This window comes from Streptomyces sp. NPDC046349 (genome assembly GCF_055587885.1).
Map to the genome: position 1 here is coordinate 278380 of NZ_JBVJFK010000005.1, position 22675 is coordinate 301054.

Here is a 22675-nt window from a genome sequence, read left to right on the forward strand (position 1 = left end):
CCGGGGGTGCAGGGGGGGCGCCCGAGAGGGTTTCGTAACTTCTGTTTTACGCAGGGGTCTTGCGCGCTCCGCTCCACTAGGACAAAGGTACGCCCCACAACCATTGCCCTGAGGCAGGAGCGCACGATGGCCGACGACATCGAAGCACGGCTGGCAGCCGTGCCCGCATCCACCACGTCACCCGCCGGGGGTGACGGCCCGGACGACTACCTGGAGCGCCGCACGCTGCGCCGCGGCAGTGCCGGCTGGCTGCTCCTGACCGGTCTCGGCGTCGCCTACGTCGTCTCCGGGGACTTCTCCGGCTGGAACGTCGGCCTCGACAAGGGCGGCTTCGGCGGTCTCGCCATCGCCACCGTCCTGATGGGCGCGATGTACGCCTGCCTGGTCTTCTCCCTCGCGGAGCTGTCCACCATCCTGCCGACGGCCGGCGGCGGCTACGGCTTCGCCCGCCGGGCGCTGGGCCCCTGGGGCGGGTTCCTCACCGGCACCGCCATCCTCATCGAGTACATCCTGGCCCCGGCGGCGATCGTCATCTTCATCGGCGACTACGTGGAGTCCCTCGGCCTCTTCGGCCTCACCTCCGGCTGGCCCGTGTACCTCGGCTGCTTCGTCGTCTTCATCGGCGTGCACCTGTGGGGCGTCGGTGAGGCGCTGCGCTTCAGCCTGGTCGTGACCGCCGTCGCCGTCGCCGCGCTCCTGATCTTCGCGGTGGGCGCCTTCACGGAGTTCAGCGCGGACGGCCTCGACAACATCCCCGTCGACCCGAGCGCCTTCGGCTCGAACTCCTGGCTGCCGCTCGGCGTGCTCGGCATCTGGGCCGCGTTCCCCTTCGGCATGTGGTTCTTCCTCGGCGTGGAGGGCGTACCGCTGGCGGCAGAAGAGGCCAAGGACCCGGTGCGGTCCATGCCGAGGGCACTGGCCATCTCCATGGGCATCCTCGCCCTGCTGGCCCTGATCACCTTCTTCGCGGCGACCGGCGCGCAGGGCGCCGACGCCGTCAAGACGGCCGGCAACCCGCTGGTCGTGGCCCTGGAGGGGGACGGCGGCCCGACCGCGCTGAGCCGTTTCGTGAACTACGCGGGCCTGGCCGGCCTGGTGGCCTCCTTCTTCTCGCTCATCTACGCGGGCTCGCGCCAGCTCTTCGCCCTCTCGCGCGCCGGCTACCTGCCCCGTTTCCTGTCACTGACCTCGAAGCGCAAGGCCCCGTACCTGGGCCTGATCATCCCCGGGGCGATCGGCTTCGCCCTGGCGGCCTCCACCGGCAACGGTGCCCGCATGCTCAACATCGCGGTCTTCGGCGCCACCATCTCCTACGCCCTCATGGCGCTCTCGCACATCGTGCTGCGCCGCAGGGAGCCGCAGCTGGAGCGCCCGTACCGCACCCCGGGCGGCATCCTGACCTCCTCGGTGGCCTTCGTACTCGCCCTGTCGGCCCTGGTCGCCACCTTCCTGGTGGACAAGGACGCGGCGTTCATCGCCCTGGCCGTGTACGCCGTCGCCCTGGCCTATTTCGCCTTCCACAGTCGGCACCACCTTGTGGCGTCGGCTCCCGAGGAGGAGTTCGCGGCCCTCGCGGAAGCCGAGGCGGATCTGGCCCGCGACTGAGATCCTGTCCTGTCCCTTCCCGTCGTCCGCCGTCCCGCTCACGGAGGTAGAGAACGTGCCCAGGCCGCTCATCGGCATCACCACCTACGTCGAGGAATCCACCCGCTACGGAGTGTGGGACCTCCCGACGTCCCTCGTCCCGACCGGGTACTGCGAACTCGTCCAGGCGGCGGGCGGCGCGGCCGTCCTGCTGCCCCCGGACGAGCCCGGTGCGGCGGCGGAGGTGTTGAGCCGGGTGGACGGCCTGGTCGTCGCGGGCGGCCCGGACGTGGACCCGGTCCACTACGGTGCCGCGCGCGACCCCCGTACGGGCGCCCCCGCCACCGTCCGAGACCGCTGGGAGCTGGCGCTGATCAGCGCGGCGCTCGAGGCGGACGTGCCCGTGCTCGGCATCTGCCGCGGCATGCAGGCGCTGAACGTGGCCCTGGGCGGCACGCTGATCCAGCACATCGACGGCCACGTCGACACCCCGGGTGCCATGTCCTGGCACCCGGTGCGACCGGTCCCGGGCACCCGGTACGCCGACCTGGTCCCGGAGGAGGCGCAGGTCCCGACCTACCACCACCAGGCGGTCGAGCGGCTGGGCCGCGGCCTGGTCGCCTCGGCGCACGCGCTCGACGGCACGGTGGAGGCGATCGAGCTGCCCGATCCCGCGCGCTGGGTGCTGGGCGTCCAGTGGCACCCGGAACGCGACAAGGACACCCGGGTGATGGCGTCGCTGATCGAGGCGGCGGCCGTCCGCGGCGCGGTCCCGGTGGCCTGACCGACCGCCGGGCGCGGGCTCCGGTGCCTTCCCCAGCGCCGGGGGCCCGCGCCCGGCCCCCCACCTGCGCCCCGCCTCCGCCCCGCCTCCGCCCCGCCTCCGCACGAATGGCCCTGCCGCCGTCCGACGTGCAGGCTGGAAGGGTGAGCGCACAGGCACACGGCAGGGCGACCGGGCCGGTGGCCGGGTTCCTGGAGAACCCGGTCGTGGGCATGGCGCCCTGGGTCATCTTCTCGCTGCTGGTCGGACCGGGACGGTTCGAACTCGCGGTCGGACTGGCTCTGGCGGTGTCGGTCGCCCTGACGGTGCTGAGCCACCTGGTCAACCGCGGCAGTTCGTGGAAGCTGCTGGAACTGGCCGACATCGTCTTCTTCGCCACGATGGCCGTGATCGGCGCCCTGGCCGACGAGGGGACCCTGAACTGGCTGGAGACGTACGCGGGCGAAGTCGCCAACATCGCGCTGGCGGTGATCGCATTCGGCTCGATGGCGGTCCGGATGCCGTTCACCCTGCAGTACGCCCGCGAGCAGGTCGATCCGTCGCTCTGGCACACCCGCGGCTTCCTGCGGACGAACTACATGATCACCGGGGCCTGGGGCACCGCGTTCCTCGTGGCGGCCGCCGCGGGAGCGTACGGGGACCTGGTCCTGCACAACCCGAGCAACATGTGGACCGGGTGGATCATCCAGATCCTGGCGATCGTGGCTGCGGTGAAGTTCACCGTCTGGTACCCGGACGTGGCGCGGGCCCGGGCGGTCCGCGAGGCTTCCGGCCTGCCTCCCGAGCCCACGCCGTGGGCGGGCTTCCTGGTCCCGCTGGCGGGAACGCTCGTACCCGTCGGCATCGCCGTCCTGATCTTCGACAACATGTGGTGGCTGGGCATCGCCCTGATCGTCCTGGGATCTCTCCTGACGAAGGCCCTCCAGTCGCGGTCCGGTCAGGAACCCGCCTGACGGCGGGCTCCCGGCGCCAGGCGGCCCGGTGTGCCTCCCGTCCGCTCAGCGGCTGAGGACGGACCGGCCCGGAGCTCCGACCGCTCCGAGCCGAAGCCGGTGAGGGGCTCGGCGTGAAGTGGTCCCCCCTCGCATCGGGCACGGCGTAGACGCAGGGGATTCTCCTCGGGCGGGCGATACGCGGGGGTGGTATGCGGGGCTGGTACGGGCGGGTGATACGGGCGGGAGCCACCCCTTCCGGCGGTACGCCCGAAGGCGTCCTCCGCGCAACGGCGAATCGTTCCCCCTCGCCCGACCGGACGCACCCTCCTACGCGGTACCCCGGGTCAGGGACAACAGGTCCCGGGCCGGGCCCGCCGGGCGGGCGCCCGCGGGCCAGACCGCCCGCAGGGCCCGGCCGAGCTCGGCACCCGTCACCGGCACCTCCACCAGCCGGCGGGCCGCCAACTCGTCCACCACGGCCAGCTCCGACAGCACGCACGGCCCGGCTCCGCCCAGCGCGGCCGCCTTCACCGCCGTCGTCGACGCCAGCTCCAGCAGCGGCGCGGCCACCCCGCCGTGCCCGACGAGCGCCGCGTCCAGCACCTGCCGCGTACCCGATCCGCGCTCCCGGAGGATCAGCGGCGTCGCCGCGAGTTCCGCCGCCTCCACGCCCCTCGTACGCCGCGCCCACGGATGGACCGGCGCCACCGCCACGACGAGCCGGTCCTGCGCGATCACCGCCGAGTCCAGCCCGTCGGGCACGGTCAGCCCCTCCACGAAGCCGAGGTCGGCCTCGTGCGTGAGCACCCGCTGCACGACCACCGCCGAGTTGCCCGCGTGCAGCGACACGGCCGTGTCCGGCCGCTGCCCGCGCAACGCGATCAGCCACCCCGGCAGGAGGTACTCAGCGATCGTCATGCTGGCCGCCACCCGCAGTCGGGAGTCCCGCCGCCCACGCAGCGCCTGCGCACCCGCGTCGAAGGCCTCGGCCGCCTCCACCACCCGCCGGGCCCAGTCGGTGACGAGCGCACCCTCGGCGGTCAGCGTCGAACCCCGCGGGGAACGGTCCACCAGCGCCACACCCAGCCGGGTCTCCATCGCCCGGATCCGGCTGCTCGCCGCGGGCTGGGTGATGCCCAGACGCCGGGCGGCCCCGCTCAGGCTCCCGACGCGGGCGACCGCGAGCAGCAACTCCAGCGCACCCAGGTCCGGTACGCGGTGCGCCAGCGGAACCCATGTTTCATCACCCATAACATCAGTTTATGGCCTTATAGAAAGGTGGTCCCTGCCGGTCGGCCCGTCCCCGCGTGACGCTGAACCCATGGCCACCACCCTCGTGCGACCCCGCACCCTCACCGAACCCGCGCCCACGGCCCACAAGGCACCGGCGCTGCGACACCTCGGCCCCAACTGGTACGCCTCCGTCATGGGTACCGCGATCGTCGCCAACGCCGGCACGGCCCTCCCGTACCAGCTACCCGGGCAGCGCGTGGCCTGCCAGCTCGTCTGGGCGCTGTCCGCCGCCGCCCTCGCCGTCCTGCTGACGGCCCGTGCCGGACACTGGCTCCACCACCGCGACCAGGCCCGCGCCCACCTCCTCGACCCGGCCGTCGCCCCGTTCTACGGCTGCCTCTCGATGGCCCTGCTGGCCGTCGGCGGCGGCACCCTCATCGTCGGCAAGGACCTCATCGGGACCGGCGCCGCCGTGGCCGTGGACGCCGTGCTGTTCACCGCGGGCACCGCGGTCGGCCTGGTCGCGGCCGTGGCCGTGCCCTACCTGATGGTGGTGCGCCACACGGTCGAGCCGGAGCAGGCCAGCCCCGTATGGCTGCTCCCCCTCGTCTCCCCCATGGTCTCGGCCGCGCTCGGGCCACTGCTGATACCCCACCTGCCCGCCGGCCAGCCCCGCGAGGCCATGCTGCTCGCCTGCTACGCCATGTTCGGCATCAGCCTGCTCGCCACCCTGCTGATGCTCCCCCTGGTCTTCGGCCGCCTGATCGTGGGCGGCCCCCTGCCCCTGGCGCTGACCCCGACCCTGTTCCTGGTCCTCGGCCCGCTCGGGCAGTCCACCACCGCCGTGAACCAGCTCGCCGACATGGCCCACCAGGCCATCGGCGCCCCCTACGCCGGCGCGCTCGGCGCGTTCGCGGTCGTCTACGGGGTGCCCGTGATGGGATTCGCGCTGCTGTGGCTGGCCCTCTCCGTGTGCATGCTGATCCGCGCGGCTCGCGCCGGCATGGGCTTCGCGATGACCTGGTGGGCACTGACCTTCCCCGTCGGCACCTGCGTCACCGGCGCCGCCGGCCTGGCCCGCCACACCGGGCTCACCGCCCTCGGCTGGCTCGCCGCGGCCCTCTTCCTCGCCCTGCTGACGGCGTGGCTCCTCGCGGCCGCCCACACCCTGCGGGGGCTGCTGTCGGGTCGCCTGCCGTAAGCCGCGCGGGGCGAGCCCATTGCTACGAGGCCGGGCGGCCCCCTCGCGCGGCGGGACCCAGCGGCACGGGTCCCCTCGCGGGGAGCGGAGGCCGGGCAGGGTCCGTGCTCGGTGCGGGCCCTTCGCAGGGAGCGGGGCGGGATCCGGGCTCGGTGCCGGGCCCTCCGCGGGGAGCAGGGCGGGGCGGGATCCGGGCTCGGTGCGGGCAGGTCGCGGGGCCGCGCAGGGGTATCTCCTCGGCTCGGCGCGCGCGGGCAGTCACGGCTGTGAGCGGTGGTCGCGCGCTCGTCCTGCGGGGACACCCCTCCCCGTCCCCGCTCCACAGGCGCGAGCCCGGTTCCACAAGGCAAACCCCAGCGGGTCCGGCCCGGCCCGCCGGGCGGGAACCCGGCCCCGCTACCGTCCCCCTCCGCAGGGAGCGGCGGAGCGGGATCCGGGCCCGCGTTCGGGTCGGTCGCGGGGCCGCGCAGGGGTATCTCCTCGGCTCGGCGCGCGCGAGCCGTCACGGCTGTGAGCCGTGGTCGCGCGCTCGTCCTGCGGGGACACCCCTCCCGAGCCCGGTTCCTCGGGCAGGGCGAAGGCGGCGGAGGGTCCCCGCAGGACGAACGTGCAACCCAAGCCGCCTCGCCGGGACCGGCCGCACGCGCCGAGCTGGCGGTGCACCACCCCACCCTGCCGCCCGGGCCGCAACCCCCGGCGGGAGCCGAGCGGCGGTCAGCGCGCCGCGCGCAGGGCCTCGGCCAGTACCGTCGGCGCGGCGGCCAACGACGGCCCGTACCAGGTCAGGTGCCGCCCGTCGACCAGGGCTGCCGGGAGGCCCGGGAAGGCCTCCGGGCCGTCCGCGGCGGTGAAGCGGTACGGCTCGTCCGGCAGCACCACCAGATCGCAGTCGGCCGCGGCAAGCTCCTCCACCGGGATCCTCGGGTACCGCTCCGCGTGCCCCGCGTAGGCGTTGCGCACCCCCAGCCGCGCCAGCAGGTCACCCGCGAAGGTGTCCCGGCCCAGTACCATCCACGGCCGCCGCCACACCGGCACGAAGGCCGTGAGCTCTCCCACCGGCTCCGCGCGGGCCCACGCCGCCTCCGCGTCCGCCAGCCAGCCCGGCCGCGCCAGACCCAGCGCCCCCACCAGCACACGGTCCAGCTCCCGCAGTGCCTGAGGCAGGTCGCGGACCTCGGTGACGAGCACCTCCACTCCGGCCGCGCGCAGCTCCGCAAGGTCCGGCGCCCGGTTCTCCTCCTCGTTGGCGATCACCAGGTCCGGGCGGAGTTCGGCGATCCTGCGCACGTCGGGGTTCTTCGTCCCGCCGATCCGCTCCGCCGCCCCCAGGTCGCCGGGGTGGGTGCACCAGTCGGTGACCCCGACCAGGCGCCCCGGCGCGCTCACGGCCACCGCTTCGGTCAGCGACGGGACCAGCGACACGACGCGCCTCACGCGGCCGCTCACTGTCCGGGTGACGGGGGCTCTGACGTCGCGTGGATGTGGTCCCCCACGGCGACCACCAGGATCCGGGTGTCCTCGGTGACGGCCCGCCAGCGGTGGCGGACACCTCCGGACAGGAAGAGCGCGTCCCCGCTCTCCAGCCGGTACGCCCGTCCCTCCGCCTCCACCTGGCAGGCGCCTTCGACCACGTACATCAGTTCGTCGTTGCGGTGCTGGTACTCGCGCCCGGCGTCCTGGTCACCGGTGAACTCCATCGCGTGCAGCTGGTGGTGCCCGCGCACGAGGGGCCGTACGCCGGGGATCGGGGTGAGGCCGGACTCGTCGCCGACGCGTACGAGGTCCACGGTGCGCGCGGTGTCCGAGGCGGCGAGCAGCTCGACGGCCGTGGTCTCCAGGGCGTCGGCGACGCGTTCGAGGGACCGCATGCTGGGCCGGGCCCGCTCGTTCTCTATCTGGCTCAGGAAGGGCACCGACAGGCCGCTCCGCGCCGACACGGCGGCCAGCGTGAGGTGGAGCGCGCGGCGGCGCTTGCGCACGGCCACACCCACCCGCAGCGGCTCCTTGCCGTCCTTGTCCTTGCTCGTGTCGTCGTCCAGCTTGCCGTGCAGGCCGTCCGTCCCGTCCCTGTCGTTCATGTCGGGGCTGCCCTCCCCATGTCCGTCGCACATCGGTGTGCTGTAAGCACCTTACGCAGCAACCGGCTCCGGTTTCGCCCGCACCGGCCTTCCGGTACGCGGCCGCTCACCGTGCGTGGTGTTCAGGGGGGCGGACGGGAGCACGACGGGGCGTCCCGGCGGCCGGGACGGCGGTGCGGGGCGTTGCGGCATCATCGTCTGCGTGACGACACGACGCCTGATGCTCCTGGACACCGCCTCCCTCTACTTCCGCGCCTACTTCGGCGTACCGGACTCCGTCAAGGCCCCCGACGGCACCCCGGTCAACGCCGTGCGCGGGCTCCTCGACTTCATCGCCCGGCTCGTCCAGGACCACCGGCCGGACGACCTGGTGGCGTGCATGGACGCCGACTGGCGGCCGCACTGGCGGGTGGAGCTGATCCCCTCGTACAAGGCCCACCGGGTGGCCGTCGAGACCGAGACCGGTCCCGACGTGGAGGAGACCCCGGACACGCTGGCCCCGCAGGTGCCGATCATCGAGGCGGCCCTGGACGCCTTCGGCATCGCCCGGGTCGGCGTCGCCGGGTACGAGGCGGACGACGTGATCGGGACGCTCACCGCCCGTGCGACGGGGCCCGTCGACATCGTCACCGGCGACCGGGACCTGTACCAGCTCGTGGACGACGCGCGGCAGCGGCGGGTGCTGTACCCCCTCAAGGGCGTGGGCACCCTCCAGATGACGGACGAGGCGTGGCTGCGGGAGAAGTACGGGGTGGACGGCCCCGGTTACGCGGACCTCGCCCTGCTGCGCGGCGATCCGAGCGACGGCCTGCCGGGCGTTCCCGGCATCGGTGAGAAGACGGCGGCGAAACTGCTCGACGCCTACGGCGATCTGGCCGGGATCATCGCGGCGATCGACGACCCGAAGTCGAAACTGACGCCCACGCAGCGCAAGCGGCTCGACGAGTCCCGGCCGTACCTGGCGGTGGCGCCGAAGGTGGTGAAGGTGGCCTCCGACGTGCCGATTCCGCAGTTCCAAGCGGCCCTGCCGGCGGTCCCGGCGCAGCCCGAGCTGGTCGACGCGCTAGCCCATCGGTGGGGATTGGGCGGCGCTGTGTCCCGTCTGAGCGGCGCCCTGCACTCCTGAGGTGCTAACTTAGGTAAGGCTAAGTTTCATGGGAGTCAGGGAGTCACCGTGGCAGAAGGACGCGGCCGCACCGTCGGCACCGCCGTAGTCGTACGCACCGAGCGGCTTTCGCCGCACATGGTGCGACTCGTGCTGGGTGGTGAGGGGCTGGCCGACTTCGGCGCGGGCGAGTACACCGACCACTACGTGAAACTCCTTTTCGCTCCCGAGGGTGTGACTTACCCCGCGCCGTGGGACCTGGAACGCATCCGCGGCGACTTTCCGCGGGCGCAGTGGCCGCGGCAGCGGGCCTACACCGTGCGGAACTGGGACCCGGAGCACTTGGAACTGACCCTCGACTTCGTCGTCCACGGCGACGAGGGCCTGGCCGGCCCCTGGGCGGCCCGGGCGCAGCCGGGCGAGCTCGTACGGTTCCTCGGCCCGGGCGGCGCGTACGCCCCGGACCCGGCGGCCGGATGGCACCTCCTGATCGGCGACGAGAGCGCGCTGCCGGCCATCGCCGCGGCGATGGAGCGGATGCCGGCGGGCGCGGAGGTCCACGCGTTCGTGGAAATCGAGGGCCCCGGCGACGAACTGAAGGTCGCCACCCCCGACGGCATCACCCCGGTCTGGCTCCACCGCGGTGGCCGTCCGGTCGGCGAGGCCCTCGTCGAGGCGGTCCAGGCCATGGAGTTCCCCTCGACGGACGTGCACGCCTTCGTCCACGGCGAGGCCGGCTTCGTCAAGGACCTGCGCCGCCACCTCCGCCTGGAGCGCGGCGTCGCACGCGAACGCCTGTCGATCTCGGGCTACTGGCGGCTGGGAGAGACGGACGAGGGCTGGCGCGCGATCAAGCGCGACTGGAACGCCACGGTCGAAGCCGAACAGGAACACCGCGCCGCCGCCTGACCCTTCGGGGGCGGTCCGCAGTCACGCGGCCCCCGTTCCCCAGCAGGCCCCGGCCCGTGCCCGCGCAGGCCCTCCTGCAGGCGCAGCGCCCCCGAGCCCGTGGCCCGGTCCACGGCCCCCGCGGCCCGTGGGCCGCACGCCCGGGGCCGCTGCGGCGCACTGGCCCGAAGACCCGGGCCGATGCCCGCCCGCCTTCCCCGGCCCCGCCAGGGGCACCCTCCCAGCGCCGGACCGACCCCTTCGATCCGGCCCGGCCCGCGTTGCCCGGCACCGCACCTCACCGCGTCGTCGTTGCCCCCGGCGACGCCGGGTCCGCGCAAGCCCCTGCGCTGCGACGGGGGGACCGAACGGCGCGGTCCGCGAGTGTCGGGGATGCCCGACGGACGGGCGGGGCGGCGGCGCTCGGCCGGTGCGTCGGGGCGCACGGCGCCGCGACCCCCTGCCCGGGCCGGGCGTGGGTGGCCTCGGGCGGCTCCTCGCCGGACGCGAGCCCCGGGCCGCCGGCGGCTGTGCTTCCGCCTCCGCCCGCCCACGAGATCCGGAAGAGGCGGCCCGGCGGCAGAGCCCGAGGCGCCGCGGGCGGGGGCAGCGCCTGCCGATCCGGTTGCGCGGCGATCGAGCGCGGGCCCGGGGGCAGCCCCCCGGGCGGCGCCGCACGCCGCGCAGCACACGCGTCCGCGGCAGGCCCCTCCGGCGCGCGCCGAAAGGCGTGCGGCGGGAGAATGTACCCATGCGTACGCTCCGCGCGCTCGGGGCAGCAGGGGTCGCGGCCCTCCTCACCGCCTCGGCGGCTGCGGCGGCACCGAGCCCGCCCCCCGCTCCCCGGCCCCAACTCACGGACGCCGCCGTCGACAAGGCCGTCGCCGCCCTCGACCGCACCGTCGCCGACAAGATGCGCCGCACCGGCGTGCCCGGCGTCGCGGTGGCCGTCGTCCACAACGGCGAGGTCGTCTATCTCAAGGGCTTCGGGGTCCGCCGCACCGGCGAGAGCGCCAAGGTCGACCCCGACACCGTCTTCCAGCTTGCCTCCGTCTCCAAGCCGGTGTCCTCAACCGTCGTCGCCGGCGCGCTGGCCGATCCCGCTGACTGGGACGAGCCCCTGGCGGGCTCCCTCCCCGGTTTCGCCCTCAAGGACCCCTGGGTGACCTCGCACGTCACGCCCGCCGACCTGTTCTCGCACCGCAGCGGACTCCCCGATCACGCCGGGGACCTCCTGGAGGACCTGGGCTACGACCAGTCGTACATCCTCGGCCACCTGCGCGAGGAGCCGCTGAGCCCCTTCCGTGCGAGCTACGCCTACACCAACTTCGGACTCACCGCCGCCGCCGAGGCCGTCGCCCGCGACCACGGCGTGAGCTGGCAGAAGCTCAGCGAGGACAAGCTCTTCAAGCCCGCCGGAATGACGCGCACCAGCACCGAGTTCGACGCCTACGCCAAGGCCCCGGACCGGGCGTGGGGCCACGTACGCAACCCGGACGGCACCTGGAGCCCCCGCTACGTCCGCGACGCCGACGCCCAGACCCCGGCGGGCGGGGCCAGTTCCACCGCCCGCGACATGTCCCGCTGGCTGCGGCTGCACCTGGACACCGGCAGCCTCGACGGGAAGCGGATCATCCCCGCGGAGGCGCTCGCCCGCACCTACCAGCCCGAGATCGTGTCCCAGGCCGTGACCGGCCGCGGCACCCCGCAGTTCTACGGGCTCGGCTGGAACGTCTCCTACGACGACGCGGGCCGGCTGCGCCTGAGCCACTCCGGGGGCTTCGCCCTCGGGGTGAACTCCAACGTCACGATGCTCCCGCTGGAGCGGCTCGGCATCGTCGTCCTGACCAACGGCGCCCCGGTCGGGCTGGCCGATGCCGTCGCCCTGGACTTCTTCGACACCGCCCAGTACGGCAAGCCGACGGCCGACTGGATGCCGCTCGTGGGCGCGAGCTACGCCCAGACGTTCAACGCGGGCCGGTCCGACACCGACTACGCCCACCCGCCCGCCGGCGCGAAGCCGGCCCGCGACAGCTCCGCGTACACCGGCACCTACGACAACCCCTACTACGGCAGGGCCACCGTGACCGCTGCCGACGACGGCGCGCTCACCCTCGCCCTGGGCCCGAAGCCGATGCGGTTCCCGCTGAAGCACTACGACGGCGACACCTTCAGCTTCGAGACCACCGGTGAGAACGCCGTCGGCCGTACGGGCGTCTTCTTCTCGGACGGCACGCTCCGCGTGGAGTACCTCGACGAGAACCGCCTGGGCACCTTCACCCGGCAGTAGCCGCATAGCCTGTTCTCCGATGAGACGCAGAGCCCAGGCACCCTCCTCGCCCCTCCCCCAGCGGGCCGGCATCGACCCGGTCCGGCTGCGGCTGCCGCCCGACCCGGACGGCACCTGGCCGGACCTGGGCGGATACCTCGCCGCCCGCTACGCCGGCACCCGCGGCGAGGAGTCCATGGCCCGGCTGCTGGCCGCGGGCCGGGTCCTCGGCCCCGGCGGGCGGGTCCTGCATGCGCGGGATCCGTACGAGCCCGGCGCCTACCTGTGGTTCCACCGCGACATGGAACCGGAACCGCGGGTGCCGTTCGCGATCCGCGTGGTCCACCGGGACGAGCACCTCCTCGTGGTGGACAAGCCGCACTTCCTGGCGACCACCCCGCGCGGCAGCCACATCACCGAGACCGCCCTGGCCCGGCTGCGCGATGAGCTCGGCCTGCCCGGGCTCAGCCCCGCCCACCGCCTGGACCGGCTCACCGCCGGCCTGGTGATGTTCAGCGTCCGCCCCGAGGACCGCGGCGCCTACCAGCTCCTGTTCCAGCGGCGCGAGGTCCGCAAGGAGTACGAGGCCCTCGCGCCCCACGACCCGGCGCTCGCCTTCCCCCGCACGGTCCGCAGCCGGATCGAGAAGCTCCGCGGGGTGATCGCCGCGACCGAGGTCCCCGGCCCGCCCAACGCCGAGAGCCGGATCGAGCTCGTCGGCGTGCGCGGCGGTCTGGGCCGCTACCGGCTGACCCCGCTCACCGGCCGCACCCACCAGCTGCGGGTGCACATGAACGGCCTGGGACTGCCCATCCTGGGCGACCCGGTGTACCCGGAGGTCACCGATCCGGCTCCGGGCGACTACCGCCGGCCGCTGCAACTCCTGTCCCGGGTACTGGCGTTCACCGACCCGGTGACCGGCGCCGCCCACCGTTTCGAAAGCGCCCGCACCCTCCAGGCCTGGCACGACCGGCCAGGCTGGGAGGCGGGCGGCTGAGACCACGTCCCACCCGGCGCCCGTCCGTCCCCGACCCGGTCATCGGATCCTCGCGCGCTGAGCGCGTTGACCATCCGGCGCAACCGGATCAACGCGGCTCATGCTCTGAGCAGCACGGTCTGCGACAGCCGTGCCGTCGGTTCTTGCCGGCCGGGCCCGCGCCGTCCGGTGACAGTCAGCGCGGGCCCGGCAAGCTCCGTAGGAGACCGCCTAGCCGACGGAGCTGTAGGCCACCACGCCCCGCAGGAGCGCGTCGACGGCCTTGCGGGCGTTCTTCGCGACCGTGCTGCCGCTGTCGCCGGTGGCCGAGGGGGCCGCCGCCGCGATCTGCCCGAGCACGTCGATGACCTGCTTGCACCAGCGCACGAAGTCGCCCGCCGGCATCTCCGCCTCGCGCAGCACCTCGTCCAGGCTCTTGTCGGAGGCCCACTGGTACGCCGCCCACGCGAAACCGAGGTCCGGCTCGCGCTGGCCCACGCCCTCCGCCTGGTTGATGCGGTGCTCCTCCTCCAGCGCGTCGAGCCGGCCCCAGATGCGGACCATCTCCCCGAGCGCCGCCTTCGCCGCGCCGCCCGGGACCTTCGGCGCGACCGCGTCGTCGGACTGCCGGGCCTCGAAGACCAACGCCGAGACGCAGGCGGCCAGTTCCGCGGGGCTCAGGCCCTCCCAGATCCTGGCGCGCAGGCATTCGGACGCCAGCAGGTCGAGCTCCCCGTACAGCCGGGCCAGTCGCCTGCCGTGCACGGTGACCTCGTCCTCGCGCAGGTAGTCGAGCTCGGTCAGCAGCGCGTGGATCCGGTCGAAGGTGCGGGCGATCGTGTTGGTCCGGCCCTCGATCCGCCGCTCCAACGCCTGCGTGTCCCGCTTCAGCCTGTGGAAGCGCTCCGCCCAGCGGGCGTGGTCCTCGCGCTCGTCGCAGCCGTGGCAGGGGTGCGCCCGCAGTTCGGTGCGCAGCCTGGCGATCTCGCGGTCGTCGGCGGCGGCGGCCCGGCCGCGGGCGCGCCGCTCCGGGGTGATGTGCCCGGCCTTGCTGCGCAGCTGGGAGGCGAGGTCCCGACGGGACTGGGGCGAGCGCGCGTTGAAGGTCTTGGGGATCCGCATCCGGTCCAGCGCCTCGACCGGGACCGGGAAGTCGATCGCGGCGAGACGCTTGACCTGGCGTTCGGCGGTGAGCACCAGCGGACGCGGGCCCTCGGCGTACTCGTACCCGCGGTGCCCGTGGACCCGTCCGGCCGGCACGCCCGGGTCGAGGACCAGCGCGAGCCCGGCGAACTTGCCCGTCGGCACGTGGATGATGTCGCCCGGCTTGAGCTTCTCCAGCGAACTGGCCGCCTGCACCCGCCGCTGGGCGGCGCCCTGCTTGGCCAGCTCCGTCTCCCGGTCCTTGAGGTCGCGGCGCAGCTGTGCGTACTCCTCGAAGTTCCCCAGGTGGCAGGTCATGCCCTCCCGGTAGCCCTCCAGGCCCTCCTCGTTGCGCTGCACCTGCCGGGAGATCCCGACGACCGAGCGGTCCGCCTGGAACTGCGCGAAGGACGTCTCCAGCAGCTCGCGCGAGCGGTGCCGCCCGAACTGGCTGACCAGGTTGACGGCCATGTTGTAGGAGGGCTTGAAGCTGGAGCGCAGCGGATACGTTCGGGTGCCCGCGAGCCCGGCGAGTCCGGCCGGGTCCATGCCCCGCTGCCAGAGCACGACCGCGTGGCCCTCGACGTCGATGCCGCGCCGGCCGGCCCGGCCGGTCAGCTGCGTGTACTCGCCGGGGGTGATGTCGGCGTGCTGCTCGCCGTTCCACTTGACCAGCTTCTCCAGGATCACGGTGCGCGCGGGCATGTTGATGCCCAGCGCCAGCGTCTCCGTGGCGAAGACGGCCTTCACCAGACCGCGGACGAAGAGCTCCTCCACGACCTCCTTGAAGGTCGGCAGCATGCCCGCGTGGTGCGCGGCGATGCCCCGCTCCAGGCCTTCGAGCCACTCGTAGTACCCGAGGACGTGCAGGTCCTCGGTGGGGATGGAGGCGGTGCGCGCCTCCACGATCTCGCGGACCTTGAGCCGCGCGGACTCGTCGTTGAGGCGCAGGCCCGCGTACAGGCACTGCTGGACGGCGGCCTCGCAGCCGGCGCGGCTGAAGATGAAGTTGATGGCGGGCAGCAGCCCGTCGTTGTCGAGGCGGGCGATGACCTCGGGCCGGGACGGGGTCCAGATCCGGCCGCGGGAGCGCCGCTCGCGCTCGCGGTCGGCCTCGCGGACCATCTTGCCGCGGCGCCGGTCCTTGGGGCTGTAGGTGCGGCTGTTCTCCTCGCGCGCCATGCGCAGCAGGTCGGGGTTGACCTCGCGGCGCGCGGAGCCGCGGCCGCCGTGGTCGGACTCCTCCTCGAAGAGGTCGTAGATCCGGCGGCCGGCCATGACGTGCTGCCACAGCGGTACGGGCCGCTCCTCCGAGACGATCACATCGGTGTCCCCGCGCACGGTGTCCAGCCAGTCGCCGAACTCCTCGGCGTTGGACACGGTGGCCGACAGGGAGACCAGGGTCACCGATTCGGGCAGGTGGATGATCACTTCCTCCCAGACGGCTCCGCGGAACCGGTCGGAGAGGTAGTGGACCTCGTCCATCACGACGTAGCCGAGGCCGCGCAGCGACTGAGAGCCCGCGTAGAGCATGTTGCGGAGCACCTCGGTGGTCATCACGACCACCGGCGCCTCGGAGTTCACGCTGTTGTCGCCCGTCAGCAGGCCCACCTTGTCGGCGCCGTAGCGCTTGACGAGGTCGGCGTACTTCTGGTTCGACAGCGCCTTGATCGGCGTCGTGTAGAAGCACTTGCGGCCCTGTGCGAGGGCCAGGTGCACGGCGAACTCGCCGACGATGGTCTTGCCCGAGCCGGTCGGGGCGGCTACGAGGACGCCCTTGCCGGCCTCCAGCGCCTTGCAGGCCTCCACCTGGTACGGATCCAGGTCGAAGTCGTACATCTCGCGGAAGGGGGCCAGGGCGGTGGCCTCTTCGGCGGCGCGGATCCGGGCAGCGGCGTACCGCTCGGCGGGTGAGAGTTCTTCGGTCATCTTGCTGTCGAGCCTACCCGCCGGGTCTGACAACAGTCGCGATCATTTATGTGAGGAGCCGGACCGCCCCGGGTATGCACTCGGCGGTCACCGGGAGGGGCCCCAGCGGCTCCCCGTCCGCGTACGCGGTCAGGCCCGGCGCCTCCAGGGTGATCTTCCGGGCGCGGTGGGCGCTCACCTTCGGGTGGGAGAGGTGTCCGCCCCGGTAGACCTGCGGGAACACCTTCACCAGGGTGGCCCGGCTGCAGTCGCCGACGACGGTGACGTCGAAAAGGCCGTCGTCGGGGGCGGCGCCCGGGCAGATGCGCATGCCGCCGCCGTAGGAGGAGCCGTTGCCGACGGCGACGAGCGTCGCCTCGGTCTCGATCACCGGGCCGTCGTCGAGTGTGATGCGGTAGGGAAAGGGCCGGAAGGCGGCCAGTTCCGCGATCATCGCGAGGTCGTACTTGAAACGGCCCGCGGGCAGCCGCATCCGGTTGCCGCGGTCGTTGACCTTCGAGTCGAAGCCGGAGCACAGCACGGTCCCGTACCAGGTGCCGCCCACGCGCCCGAGGTCGATCTCGCGGATCCGGCCCTCTTTGAGCGCCTCGGCGGCCATCCGGCCCGCCGTCGCGGGCTCCCGCACAGGCAGTCCGGCGGCCCGTGCGAAGTCGTTACCGGTGCCCGCCGCGACGACCCCGAGCGGCACCGGGGTGCCCGCGAGCGCCTGGAGCGCCAGGGAGACCATGCCGTCGCCGCCCACCGCGACCACGGCGCCGGTGCCCTCGCGGACCGCGGCCCTCAGCCGGGCCAGCGCGTCCGGGGCATCGGCGCCCACCAGGGTCCGTACGGAGAAACCGGCCGCCCGCAGAGCGGAAGCGGCCGGCTGCGCGGCGTGCGCGCCCCGGCCGCGTCCCGCGGTGGGATTGACGAAGAGGGTGACCTCGTAGCTCACCCCGGGAATGTACCGGAGGCCGTTCCCGGTCCCGGGCGCCCCCGGGGGCGTACCCGTCAGGTGGCGTCGTCGTACCCGTTGATCCGCTGTCGTCCGCCGTCGGCCTGTCCGGGCAGGGCGGCCGGGGCGGGCACCGCGTCCATCGCGCCGATCGGCGCCGGGGTCAGGTCGAGCTCCGAGGCCTCGTCGTCGCCGAGTCCGGCGTCGGGGTCGCTGCGCCGGCGCCGGCGGTCGTTGAGGAGGCAGAGCCCGACGGCCGCGAAGTAGAGGGTCACGATGGGCAGGGCCAGCGCGAGCATGGTCGGCGGGTCGCCGGTGGGCGTCGCGAAGGCGGCGAAGACCGTGATGCCGAGGACCATGCCCCGCCACCAGCCCGCCAGGCGCTTGCCGGTGAGGACGCCGGTGAAGTTCAGCAGGATCAGCAGCAGCGGCAGCTCGAAGGCCAGACCGAAGACGATCACCATGCGGGTGACCAGGTCGAGGTAGTCGTCGACCGGCAGCAGGTTGCGCGCGTGGTCGGGCGTGAACTCGAGCATGATCATCGCGGTCTGCGGGAGGATCTTGTACGCGAGCACGGCGCCGGCCATGAAAAGGGGCGCTCCGACCGCGACGAAGCTCCGAGCGTACTTCTTCTCGTGGCTGTGCAGTCCGGGCGCGGCGAACGCCCACAGCTGGTACAGCCACACCGGTGCGGAGAGCACCACTCCGGCCATCAGCGAGACCTTCAGGGCGATCGAGAACGCCGAGATCAGGCCGTTCACGGTCATGTCGGCGCAGGGGCGCCCGTTGCGCTGGGTCACCACACCGTTCGTGCAGCCGACGGAGTCCAGCATCGGCTTCAGCAGGAAGTTGATGATGTCCCGGTAGAAGAAGGCCGCGACGATCGTGATGACGAGGATCGCCAGAACCGACTTCAGCAGGCGGTTACGCAGTTCGCGCAGGTGCTCGACGAGAGGCATGCGCCCTTCGGCGTCCTTTGCCTTTCGTTCTTGTTTCCCCTGCTTGCGGGCAGACTTGAGCAACCCACGTCCCTTGTCTCGTTGCAGATGACTGGCGTGAAGGGCGTCCGTCAGCCCTGGGCGGTGCGGTTCGGCTCGCTGACCGGCCGGGAGCTGGTGACGTCACCGGGCGCGGCCTGGATGGTGCGCGGGGCGACCGGCTGCTGCGCGGACTGGTCGGCGGCGGGGGCGGCGGCCGCGTCGTCGGCCTCGCCGTCCTTCTTCATGGCCTTGGCCTCGCTCTTGAGGATGCGGGCCGACTTGCCGAGGGAGCGGGCCATGTCGGGGAGCTTCTTGGCGCCGAACAGCAGGATGATCACGCCGACGATGACGAGGATTTCCCAACCCCTGAGGTTGCCCATGAAGTCTTCCTTTTCTCCGAGGTCTGCAGCGCACCGGTACGGGCGCCTGGGATGTCTCTACCGAGGATCGTAACCCCAGGGGGTTAACGCCCGGCAATCCCCCGGCGTACCCCGTCTTGCGTCCTGGCCGGTTGTCAATCCCCCGGTCACACGGCTGTCGGATTCGTTACGGCCGCACGTCGCCGCCTGCCTTTGCCAGCCCGAGGGCCTCCCGCTCCAGCTCACCCGATGCGGCGGTGATCCGGCGGCTGGCCAGCGCGACCTCCGCGGAGAGCCGGCGCACCTCCGCGTACACGCGCACGGCCAGCACGGCGAGCACGGCCACTCCGAGGAAACCCAGGGCAATTGCGAACATCGGCCACAGCATGGGGCCGAGCCTAGGCCACGGCCGCCTCACATGCTCCGCAGGGTGCTCACGCCGCCGCCGGTCAGCAGCTCCACGATGCGGTCCCCGGCCGGTTTGCGGACCGCGGACCCGCATTCAGGACACGTGAAGGAGTAGAAGGTGGCCCTGCGGCTGCCGCCGATGGCCAGCCGCAGGGCGCCCGCGTCCAGCTCGAACCGGGCGCGGCATTCGGGACAGGAGGCCTTGAACGCGACCGGCCCGGACGTTGGCGACATCTCGACCGCCCTCCCCTCAGACCTGTTCCCCGTACCCCGCGAGTGCCTCCCGGGCGGCGCTGCGCGCGCTGTCCGCCAGCTCGGCGGGAGCCGTGATCCGCCCTTCGCGGCCCAGCCGCAGCGCGAGGCGGCGCAGGGAGCCCGGGTCCGGGGTGCGCAGGGTGATCCGCAGGCCGCCGTCCGCGAGCTCCTCGGCGCTGTCGTGCGGGTAGTACTCGGCCACCCATCGCCCGCCGGGCCCGACCTCGACCACGACCTCCGGGTCCTCGGCGGACGGCTGGACGAGGCCCTCGGACAGGTCGCGCGGCTCGATGGCGGGCGGCTCCGCCCGCTCGTCCAGCAGTCGGATCTCCGCCACCCGGTCGAGCCGGAAGGTGCGCCGGTCCTCGGAGAGGTGGCACCAGCCCTCCATGTAGGTGTGTCCCACCGCGAAGAGCCGGATCGGGTCGACCTCGCGTTCGGTGAGCTCGTCACGGGCCGGCGAGTAGTAGCGCAGCCACAGCCGCCGGCGTTCCGCGATGGCCCGGTCGACGTCCGCGAAGACCCCGCCCTCGGACTCGAAGGTCACCGACAGTCGGGAGCTGGCCCCGGCCGCCTCGCCCGCGGCAGCCTCCAGCTTCGCGGTCGCCCGCAGCAGGGCGTCCCGGTCGCTCTCGCGCAGCCCCGGCAGGGTCGCCACGGCGCGCGCGGCGACCAGCAGCGCGGTCGCCTCGTCGGCGGCGAGCCGCAGCGGCTCGGCGGTGGACTCCCCCGAGGCATCCGGATTGCGCCACCAGATGCGCTCCCCGTCGGTGTCGATGTCGAGCAGGTCCCCGCCCCGGAAGCTGGTCCCGCACATGGGCAGCACGTCGAGGTCGGAGATCAGCTCGTCCTCGGTGATGCCGAAGGCGCGCGCGACGTCGGCCACGTGCGCACCCGGGCGCTCGCGCAGGTACGTCACCAGGGACAGCATCCGGCGGGTCTGGTCGATGGCGTTGGCAGCCATGCTGGTACGTCTCCCCCTCAGGGCACGTCTGTGGATGTCGCGGTTTCGAATGGTGCGGCGGGCGAACCTGCCCCGCACCGCGGGCGGTACCCGGACGGCGGGTGTCACCCGGACAGCGTGTCAGGCCCCGGCGACGGCCCGCAGCCGGTCCACCACGTCCGCCCTCAGATCGGCGGGTCCGACCACGACGACGTCGGGACCGAACTCCACCAGCCAGGCGTCGAGCCCGTGCCCGTAGGGGATCTCCAGCTCGTCCCAGCCGTCGGCGCCTTCGCGCACCGACGTGGCCTTGGCCCGCAGCGGGTAGCCCGCCCCGGCCCGCAACCGGATCAGCGCCGAGCGGTCCGCGCTCTCCCCTGCCCAGCTCGCCACGGTCTCCCGCACGGTCACCACGTCCGGCACGTCGGCGGTGTACTTCGCCGCGCGGGAGCGGACCTTCCCGGTGATCCGGGAGAGCCGGAACACCCGCTCCGCCCCGCGCTCACGGTCGTAGCCGGCCAGGTACCAGTGGCCGCGCCAGCACTCCAGCGCCCACGGCTCCACCTGACGGGTCTCGGGCCGGGCGGCGGTCGACTTGCGGTAGTCGAAGACCACCGGCCGGCGGTCCCGGCAGGCCAGCATCAGCGGCTCGAAGGCCGCCTCGTGGACCGGGATGCGCGGCTCGATGGCACTGTGCTGACCCTCGTACGGGTTGTCCGCCTCCGGCATCCCGCCCGCCCGCAGCTTCTGCAGGGCGCCGCTGGCGGCTCCCGCGAGACGGGCCTGCTGCCAGACCTTGGCCGCCAGCCCCAGCGCCGCGGCCTCCTCGGCGTCCAGGGAGACCGGCGGCAGCCGGTTGCTGTCCCGGCGGGCCAGATAGCCCGTCTCCCCCTCCAGGTTCTCCACCGTCTCGATGACCAGACCGAGTTCGCGCAAGTCGTCCTTGTCCCGCTCGAACATGCGGTTGAAGGACTCGTCGTTGCCGGCTTCCATGTAGGCCTCGATGGAACCGCGCAGCTCGCGCTTGCTCAGCGGCCGGCGGGTCCCCAGCAGACACAGCGCCAGATTCATCAGACGCTCGGCCTTGGCAATCGCCATCGACGCCCATCCCCCGTTCTCGACACACACACACTCGTGACCGTTGACCGTACCGCCCCGGCGGTCCCGGACAAAAAGCGAGGGCCCCCGCCTCACGGCGGGGGCCCCTGCACTGCTCGCGGATGTTCCGCTCAGCCGACCTTGACCAGGTCGCAGACGAAGATCAGCGTCTCGCCCGGGGCGATCGCACCGCCCGCACCACGGTCGCCGTACGCCAGGTGGGCCGGGATGACCAGCTTGCGGCGGCCGCCGACCTTCATGCCCTGGACACCGCGGTCCCAGCCGCTGATGACCTGACCGACACCGAGCTTGAACTGGAGCGCGGAACCGCGGTTCCAGGAGGCGTCGAACTCCTCGCCGGTGGAGAAGGCCACGCCCACGTAGTGGACGGCGACCATGTCGCCGGCCTTGGCCTCGGCACCGTCACCCAGCCAGATGTCCTCGATCACGAGGTCCGCGGGGGCCTCGCCCTCGGGGAAGTCGATCTCGGGCTTTTCGAGCTTGTCGCTCACGGAACTGCTCCTCAAACTATGGGACAACCGGGACAGTCTTACATCACCGCGAGGATGTCGAGGCTGAAGACCAGCGTCGAGTTCGCCGGGATGGTCCCCTGCTCCTTGTCGCCGAAGCCCATGTCCGGCGGGATGACCAGCAGGATGCGGCTGCCGACCTTCTTGCCGACGATGCCGTCCTTGAGGCCCTTCACCTGGAGCTGCTCCAGCGGCCAGGTCACCGACTGGCCGGAGGTGTAGGTGCTCTCGAACGTCTTGTCGTCCTTCCACGTCTTGCCGTGGAACTTGACGACGACGCTGTTCTTGTCCGTCACGGCCGGGCCGTCGCCCTCGAGGACGTAGTTGGAGACCAGCTTCGCCGGCGGGGTGACGTCCTTCGGGACGGCCACGGAGACTTCCTTGCCGTCCGTGTTCGTACCGATCTTCGGCAGGTCCTTGTTCTCCTGGGCGACTTCCTTGCCCGTGGCCGAGGCGGGGACCGTGGCGCCCTTGACGATGTCCACGACGAACACCAGCGTGGCATCACCCTTGATCTTCGGGGGCGAGCCCTGGGCCCCGTAACCGAGGTCCGGCGGGATCACCAGCTGGACACGGCTGCCGACCTTCTGACCCTCGAGGCCCTGGTCCCAGCCCTTGATGACGGCGCCCGCGCCGATCGTCACGTCGAACGGCTGACCCTTGCCGAAGCTCTGGTCGAACGGCTCGGTGCCGTCCCACACCTGGCCGTAGTAGTTGACCTGGGCGATGTCGCCCTTCTTCAGCGCCGGCCCGGTGCCCTCCTTGACGGTCACCACCTTCAGCTCCTTGGGCGGCTCGCCCTTCCCCTTCGACAGGGTGGGAGTCTCCCCGAACTCGGCGCCCTTGGTGATCGCAGGCGCTCCGTTCTTCATCTGGGCGGAGTCGGAGCCGCTGTCGTCGCCACACGCCGCTGTCGACAGCAGCAGAAGGGGTACGACAAGCAGGCCGGCAAGTCGGCGCACGGGTTCCTCAGATCTCAGACGGCAAGACGGTCGCCCGCCACTCTAAGCCGTGCACAGGGCCCCGTACGAGAAACGTACGGG

21 protein-coding genes are annotated in these 22675 nt (G+C 72.8%); 8 read left to right on the forward strand and 13 right to left on the reverse strand.

Going from position 1 to position 22675, the window contains the following annotated elements:
- Positions 1-126 precede the first annotated feature (126 nt).
- The 3 genes from eat to ACZ6JS_RS14330 all read left to right on the forward strand — a co-directional run bounded on the left by eat (position 127) and on the right by ACZ6JS_RS14330 (position 3321).
- On the forward strand, positions 127-1605 hold the full coding sequence (gene eat, locus ACZ6JS_RS14320) for an ethanolamine permease (protein ID WP_469297889.1): 1479 nt from the start codon (positions 127-129) through the stop codon (positions 1603-1605).
- Positions 1606-1660: 55 nt separating this feature from the next.
- Positions 1661-2368: a gamma-glutamyl-gamma-aminobutyrate hydrolase family protein gene (locus ACZ6JS_RS14325; RefSeq protein ID WP_469297890.1), complete on the forward strand. Its 708-nt coding sequence runs from the start codon at positions 1661-1663 to the stop codon at positions 2366-2368.
- A 143-nt stretch (positions 2369-2511) separates the two neighbouring features.
- Entirely contained in the window at positions 2512-3321 is an 810-nt protein-coding gene (locus ACZ6JS_RS14330; RefSeq protein ID WP_469297891.1) for a hypothetical protein, read from the forward strand.
- 309 nt (positions 3322-3630) lie between these two features.
- Here the strand turns inward: ACZ6JS_RS14330 and ACZ6JS_RS14335 are convergent, their stop codons facing one another.
- A complete protein-coding gene (locus ACZ6JS_RS14335) occupies positions 3631-4554 on the reverse strand; it encodes a LysR family transcriptional regulator (RefSeq protein ID WP_469297892.1) in 924 nt (307 codons plus the stop codon).
- A gap of 70 nt (positions 4555-4624) precedes the next feature.
- Between ACZ6JS_RS14335 and ACZ6JS_RS14340 the strand changes: the two genes are divergently transcribed.
- The gene (locus ACZ6JS_RS14340) at positions 4625-5737 is read left to right on the forward strand and encodes a TDT family transporter (protein ID WP_469297893.1); all 1113 of its coding nucleotides are present in this window, start codon (positions 4625-4627) and stop codon (positions 5735-5737) included.
- Between the two features lie 714 nt (positions 5738-6451).
- On the opposite strand, the gene ACZ6JS_RS14345 is transcribed toward ACZ6JS_RS14340, so the two are convergent.
- Positions 6452-7183, reverse strand: a complete 732-nt coding sequence (locus ACZ6JS_RS14345) for a helical backbone metal receptor (protein WP_469297894.1) — start codon at positions 7181-7183, stop codon at positions 6452-6454.
- Positions 7180-7815, reverse strand: coding sequence for a helix-turn-helix domain-containing protein (locus ACZ6JS_RS14350; RefSeq protein ID WP_469297895.1), 636 nt, complete (start codon positions 7813-7815; stop codon positions 7180-7182). The genes ACZ6JS_RS14345 and ACZ6JS_RS14350 overlap by 4 nt, the downstream gene beginning before the upstream one ends.
- 220 nt (positions 7816-8035) lie before the next feature.
- Between ACZ6JS_RS14350 and ACZ6JS_RS14355 the strand changes: the two genes are divergently transcribed.
- From ACZ6JS_RS14355 to ACZ6JS_RS14370, 4 genes are all read left to right on the forward strand, one after another.
- Positions 8036-8941 (forward strand): 5'-3' exonuclease, encoded by a 906-nt coding sequence (locus ACZ6JS_RS14355; protein ID WP_469298119.1) that lies wholly within the window; start codon positions 8036-8038, stop codon positions 8939-8941.
- A 48-nt stretch (positions 8942-8989) separates the two neighbouring features.
- Positions 8990-9829 carry a siderophore-interacting protein gene (locus ACZ6JS_RS14360; protein WP_469297896.1) on the forward strand — a complete coding sequence of 280 codons (840 nt, stop codon included), beginning with the start codon at positions 8990-8992 and terminating at the stop codon, positions 9827-9829.
- Between the two features lie 730 nt (positions 9830-10559).
- On the forward strand, positions 10560-12098 hold the full coding sequence (locus ACZ6JS_RS14365) for a serine hydrolase (RefSeq protein ID WP_469297897.1): 1539 nt from the start codon (positions 10560-10562) through the stop codon (positions 12096-12098).
- Positions 12099-12117: 19 nt separating this feature from the next.
- Positions 12118-13074 carry an RluA family pseudouridine synthase gene (locus tag ACZ6JS_RS14370; protein WP_469297898.1) on the forward strand — a complete coding sequence of 319 codons (957 nt, stop codon included), beginning with the start codon at positions 12118-12120 and terminating at the stop codon, positions 13072-13074.
- Positions 13075-13284: 210 nt separating this feature from the next.
- On the opposite strand, the gene ACZ6JS_RS14375 is transcribed toward ACZ6JS_RS14370, so the two are convergent.
- The 10 genes from ACZ6JS_RS14375 to ACZ6JS_RS14420 all read right to left on the reverse strand — a co-directional run bounded on the left by ACZ6JS_RS14375 (position 13285) and on the right by ACZ6JS_RS14420 (position 22594).
- Positions 13285-16125, reverse strand: a complete 2841-nt coding sequence (locus ACZ6JS_RS14375; protein ID WP_469297899.1) for a DEAD/DEAH box helicase — start codon at positions 16123-16125, stop codon at positions 13285-13287.
- Positions 16126-16171: 46 nt separating this feature from the next.
- On the reverse strand, positions 16172-17059 hold the full coding sequence (locus ACZ6JS_RS14380) for a diacylglycerol kinase (RefSeq protein WP_469297900.1): 888 nt from the start codon (positions 17057-17059) through the stop codon (positions 16172-16174).
- 56 nt (positions 17060-17115) lie between these two features.
- A complete protein-coding gene (tatC, locus tag ACZ6JS_RS14385) occupies positions 17116-18081 on the reverse strand; it encodes a twin-arginine translocase subunit TatC (protein ID WP_469297901.1) in 966 nt (321 codons plus the stop codon).
- A gap of 47 nt (positions 18082-18128) precedes the next feature.
- Positions 18129-18419 carry a Sec-independent protein translocase subunit TatA gene (gene tatA / locus ACZ6JS_RS14390; RefSeq protein WP_469297902.1) on the reverse strand — a complete coding sequence of 97 codons (291 nt, stop codon included), beginning with the start codon at positions 18417-18419 and terminating at the stop codon, positions 18129-18131.
- A 166-nt stretch (positions 18420-18585) separates the two neighbouring features.
- Entirely contained in the window at positions 18586-18786 is a 201-nt protein-coding gene (locus tag ACZ6JS_RS14395; protein WP_469297903.1) for a hypothetical protein, read from the reverse strand.
- A gap of 26 nt (positions 18787-18812) precedes the next feature.
- Positions 18813-19040, reverse strand: coding sequence for a hypothetical protein (locus tag ACZ6JS_RS14400; protein WP_469297904.1), 228 nt, complete (start codon positions 19038-19040; stop codon positions 18813-18815).
- A 16-nt stretch (positions 19041-19056) separates the two neighbouring features.
- Positions 19057-20025 (reverse strand): helix-turn-helix transcriptional regulator, encoded by a 969-nt coding sequence (locus tag ACZ6JS_RS14405; RefSeq protein WP_469297905.1) that lies wholly within the window; start codon positions 20023-20025, stop codon positions 19057-19059.
- 120 nt (positions 20026-20145) lie between these two features.
- The gene (locus ACZ6JS_RS14410; RefSeq protein ID WP_469297906.1) at positions 20146-21102 is read right to left on the reverse strand and encodes a helix-turn-helix transcriptional regulator; all 957 of its coding nucleotides are present in this window, start codon (positions 21100-21102) and stop codon (positions 20146-20148) included.
- Between the two features lie 131 nt (positions 21103-21233).
- Positions 21234-21614: an FKBP-type peptidyl-prolyl cis-trans isomerase gene (locus ACZ6JS_RS14415; RefSeq protein ID WP_469297907.1), complete on the reverse strand. Its 381-nt coding sequence runs from the start codon at positions 21612-21614 to the stop codon at positions 21234-21236.
- A 38-nt stretch (positions 21615-21652) separates the two neighbouring features.
- Entirely contained in the window at positions 21653-22594 is a 942-nt protein-coding gene (locus tag ACZ6JS_RS14420) for an FKBP-type peptidyl-prolyl cis-trans isomerase (protein WP_469297908.1), read from the reverse strand.
- Positions 22595-22675: the final 81 nt, after the last annotated feature.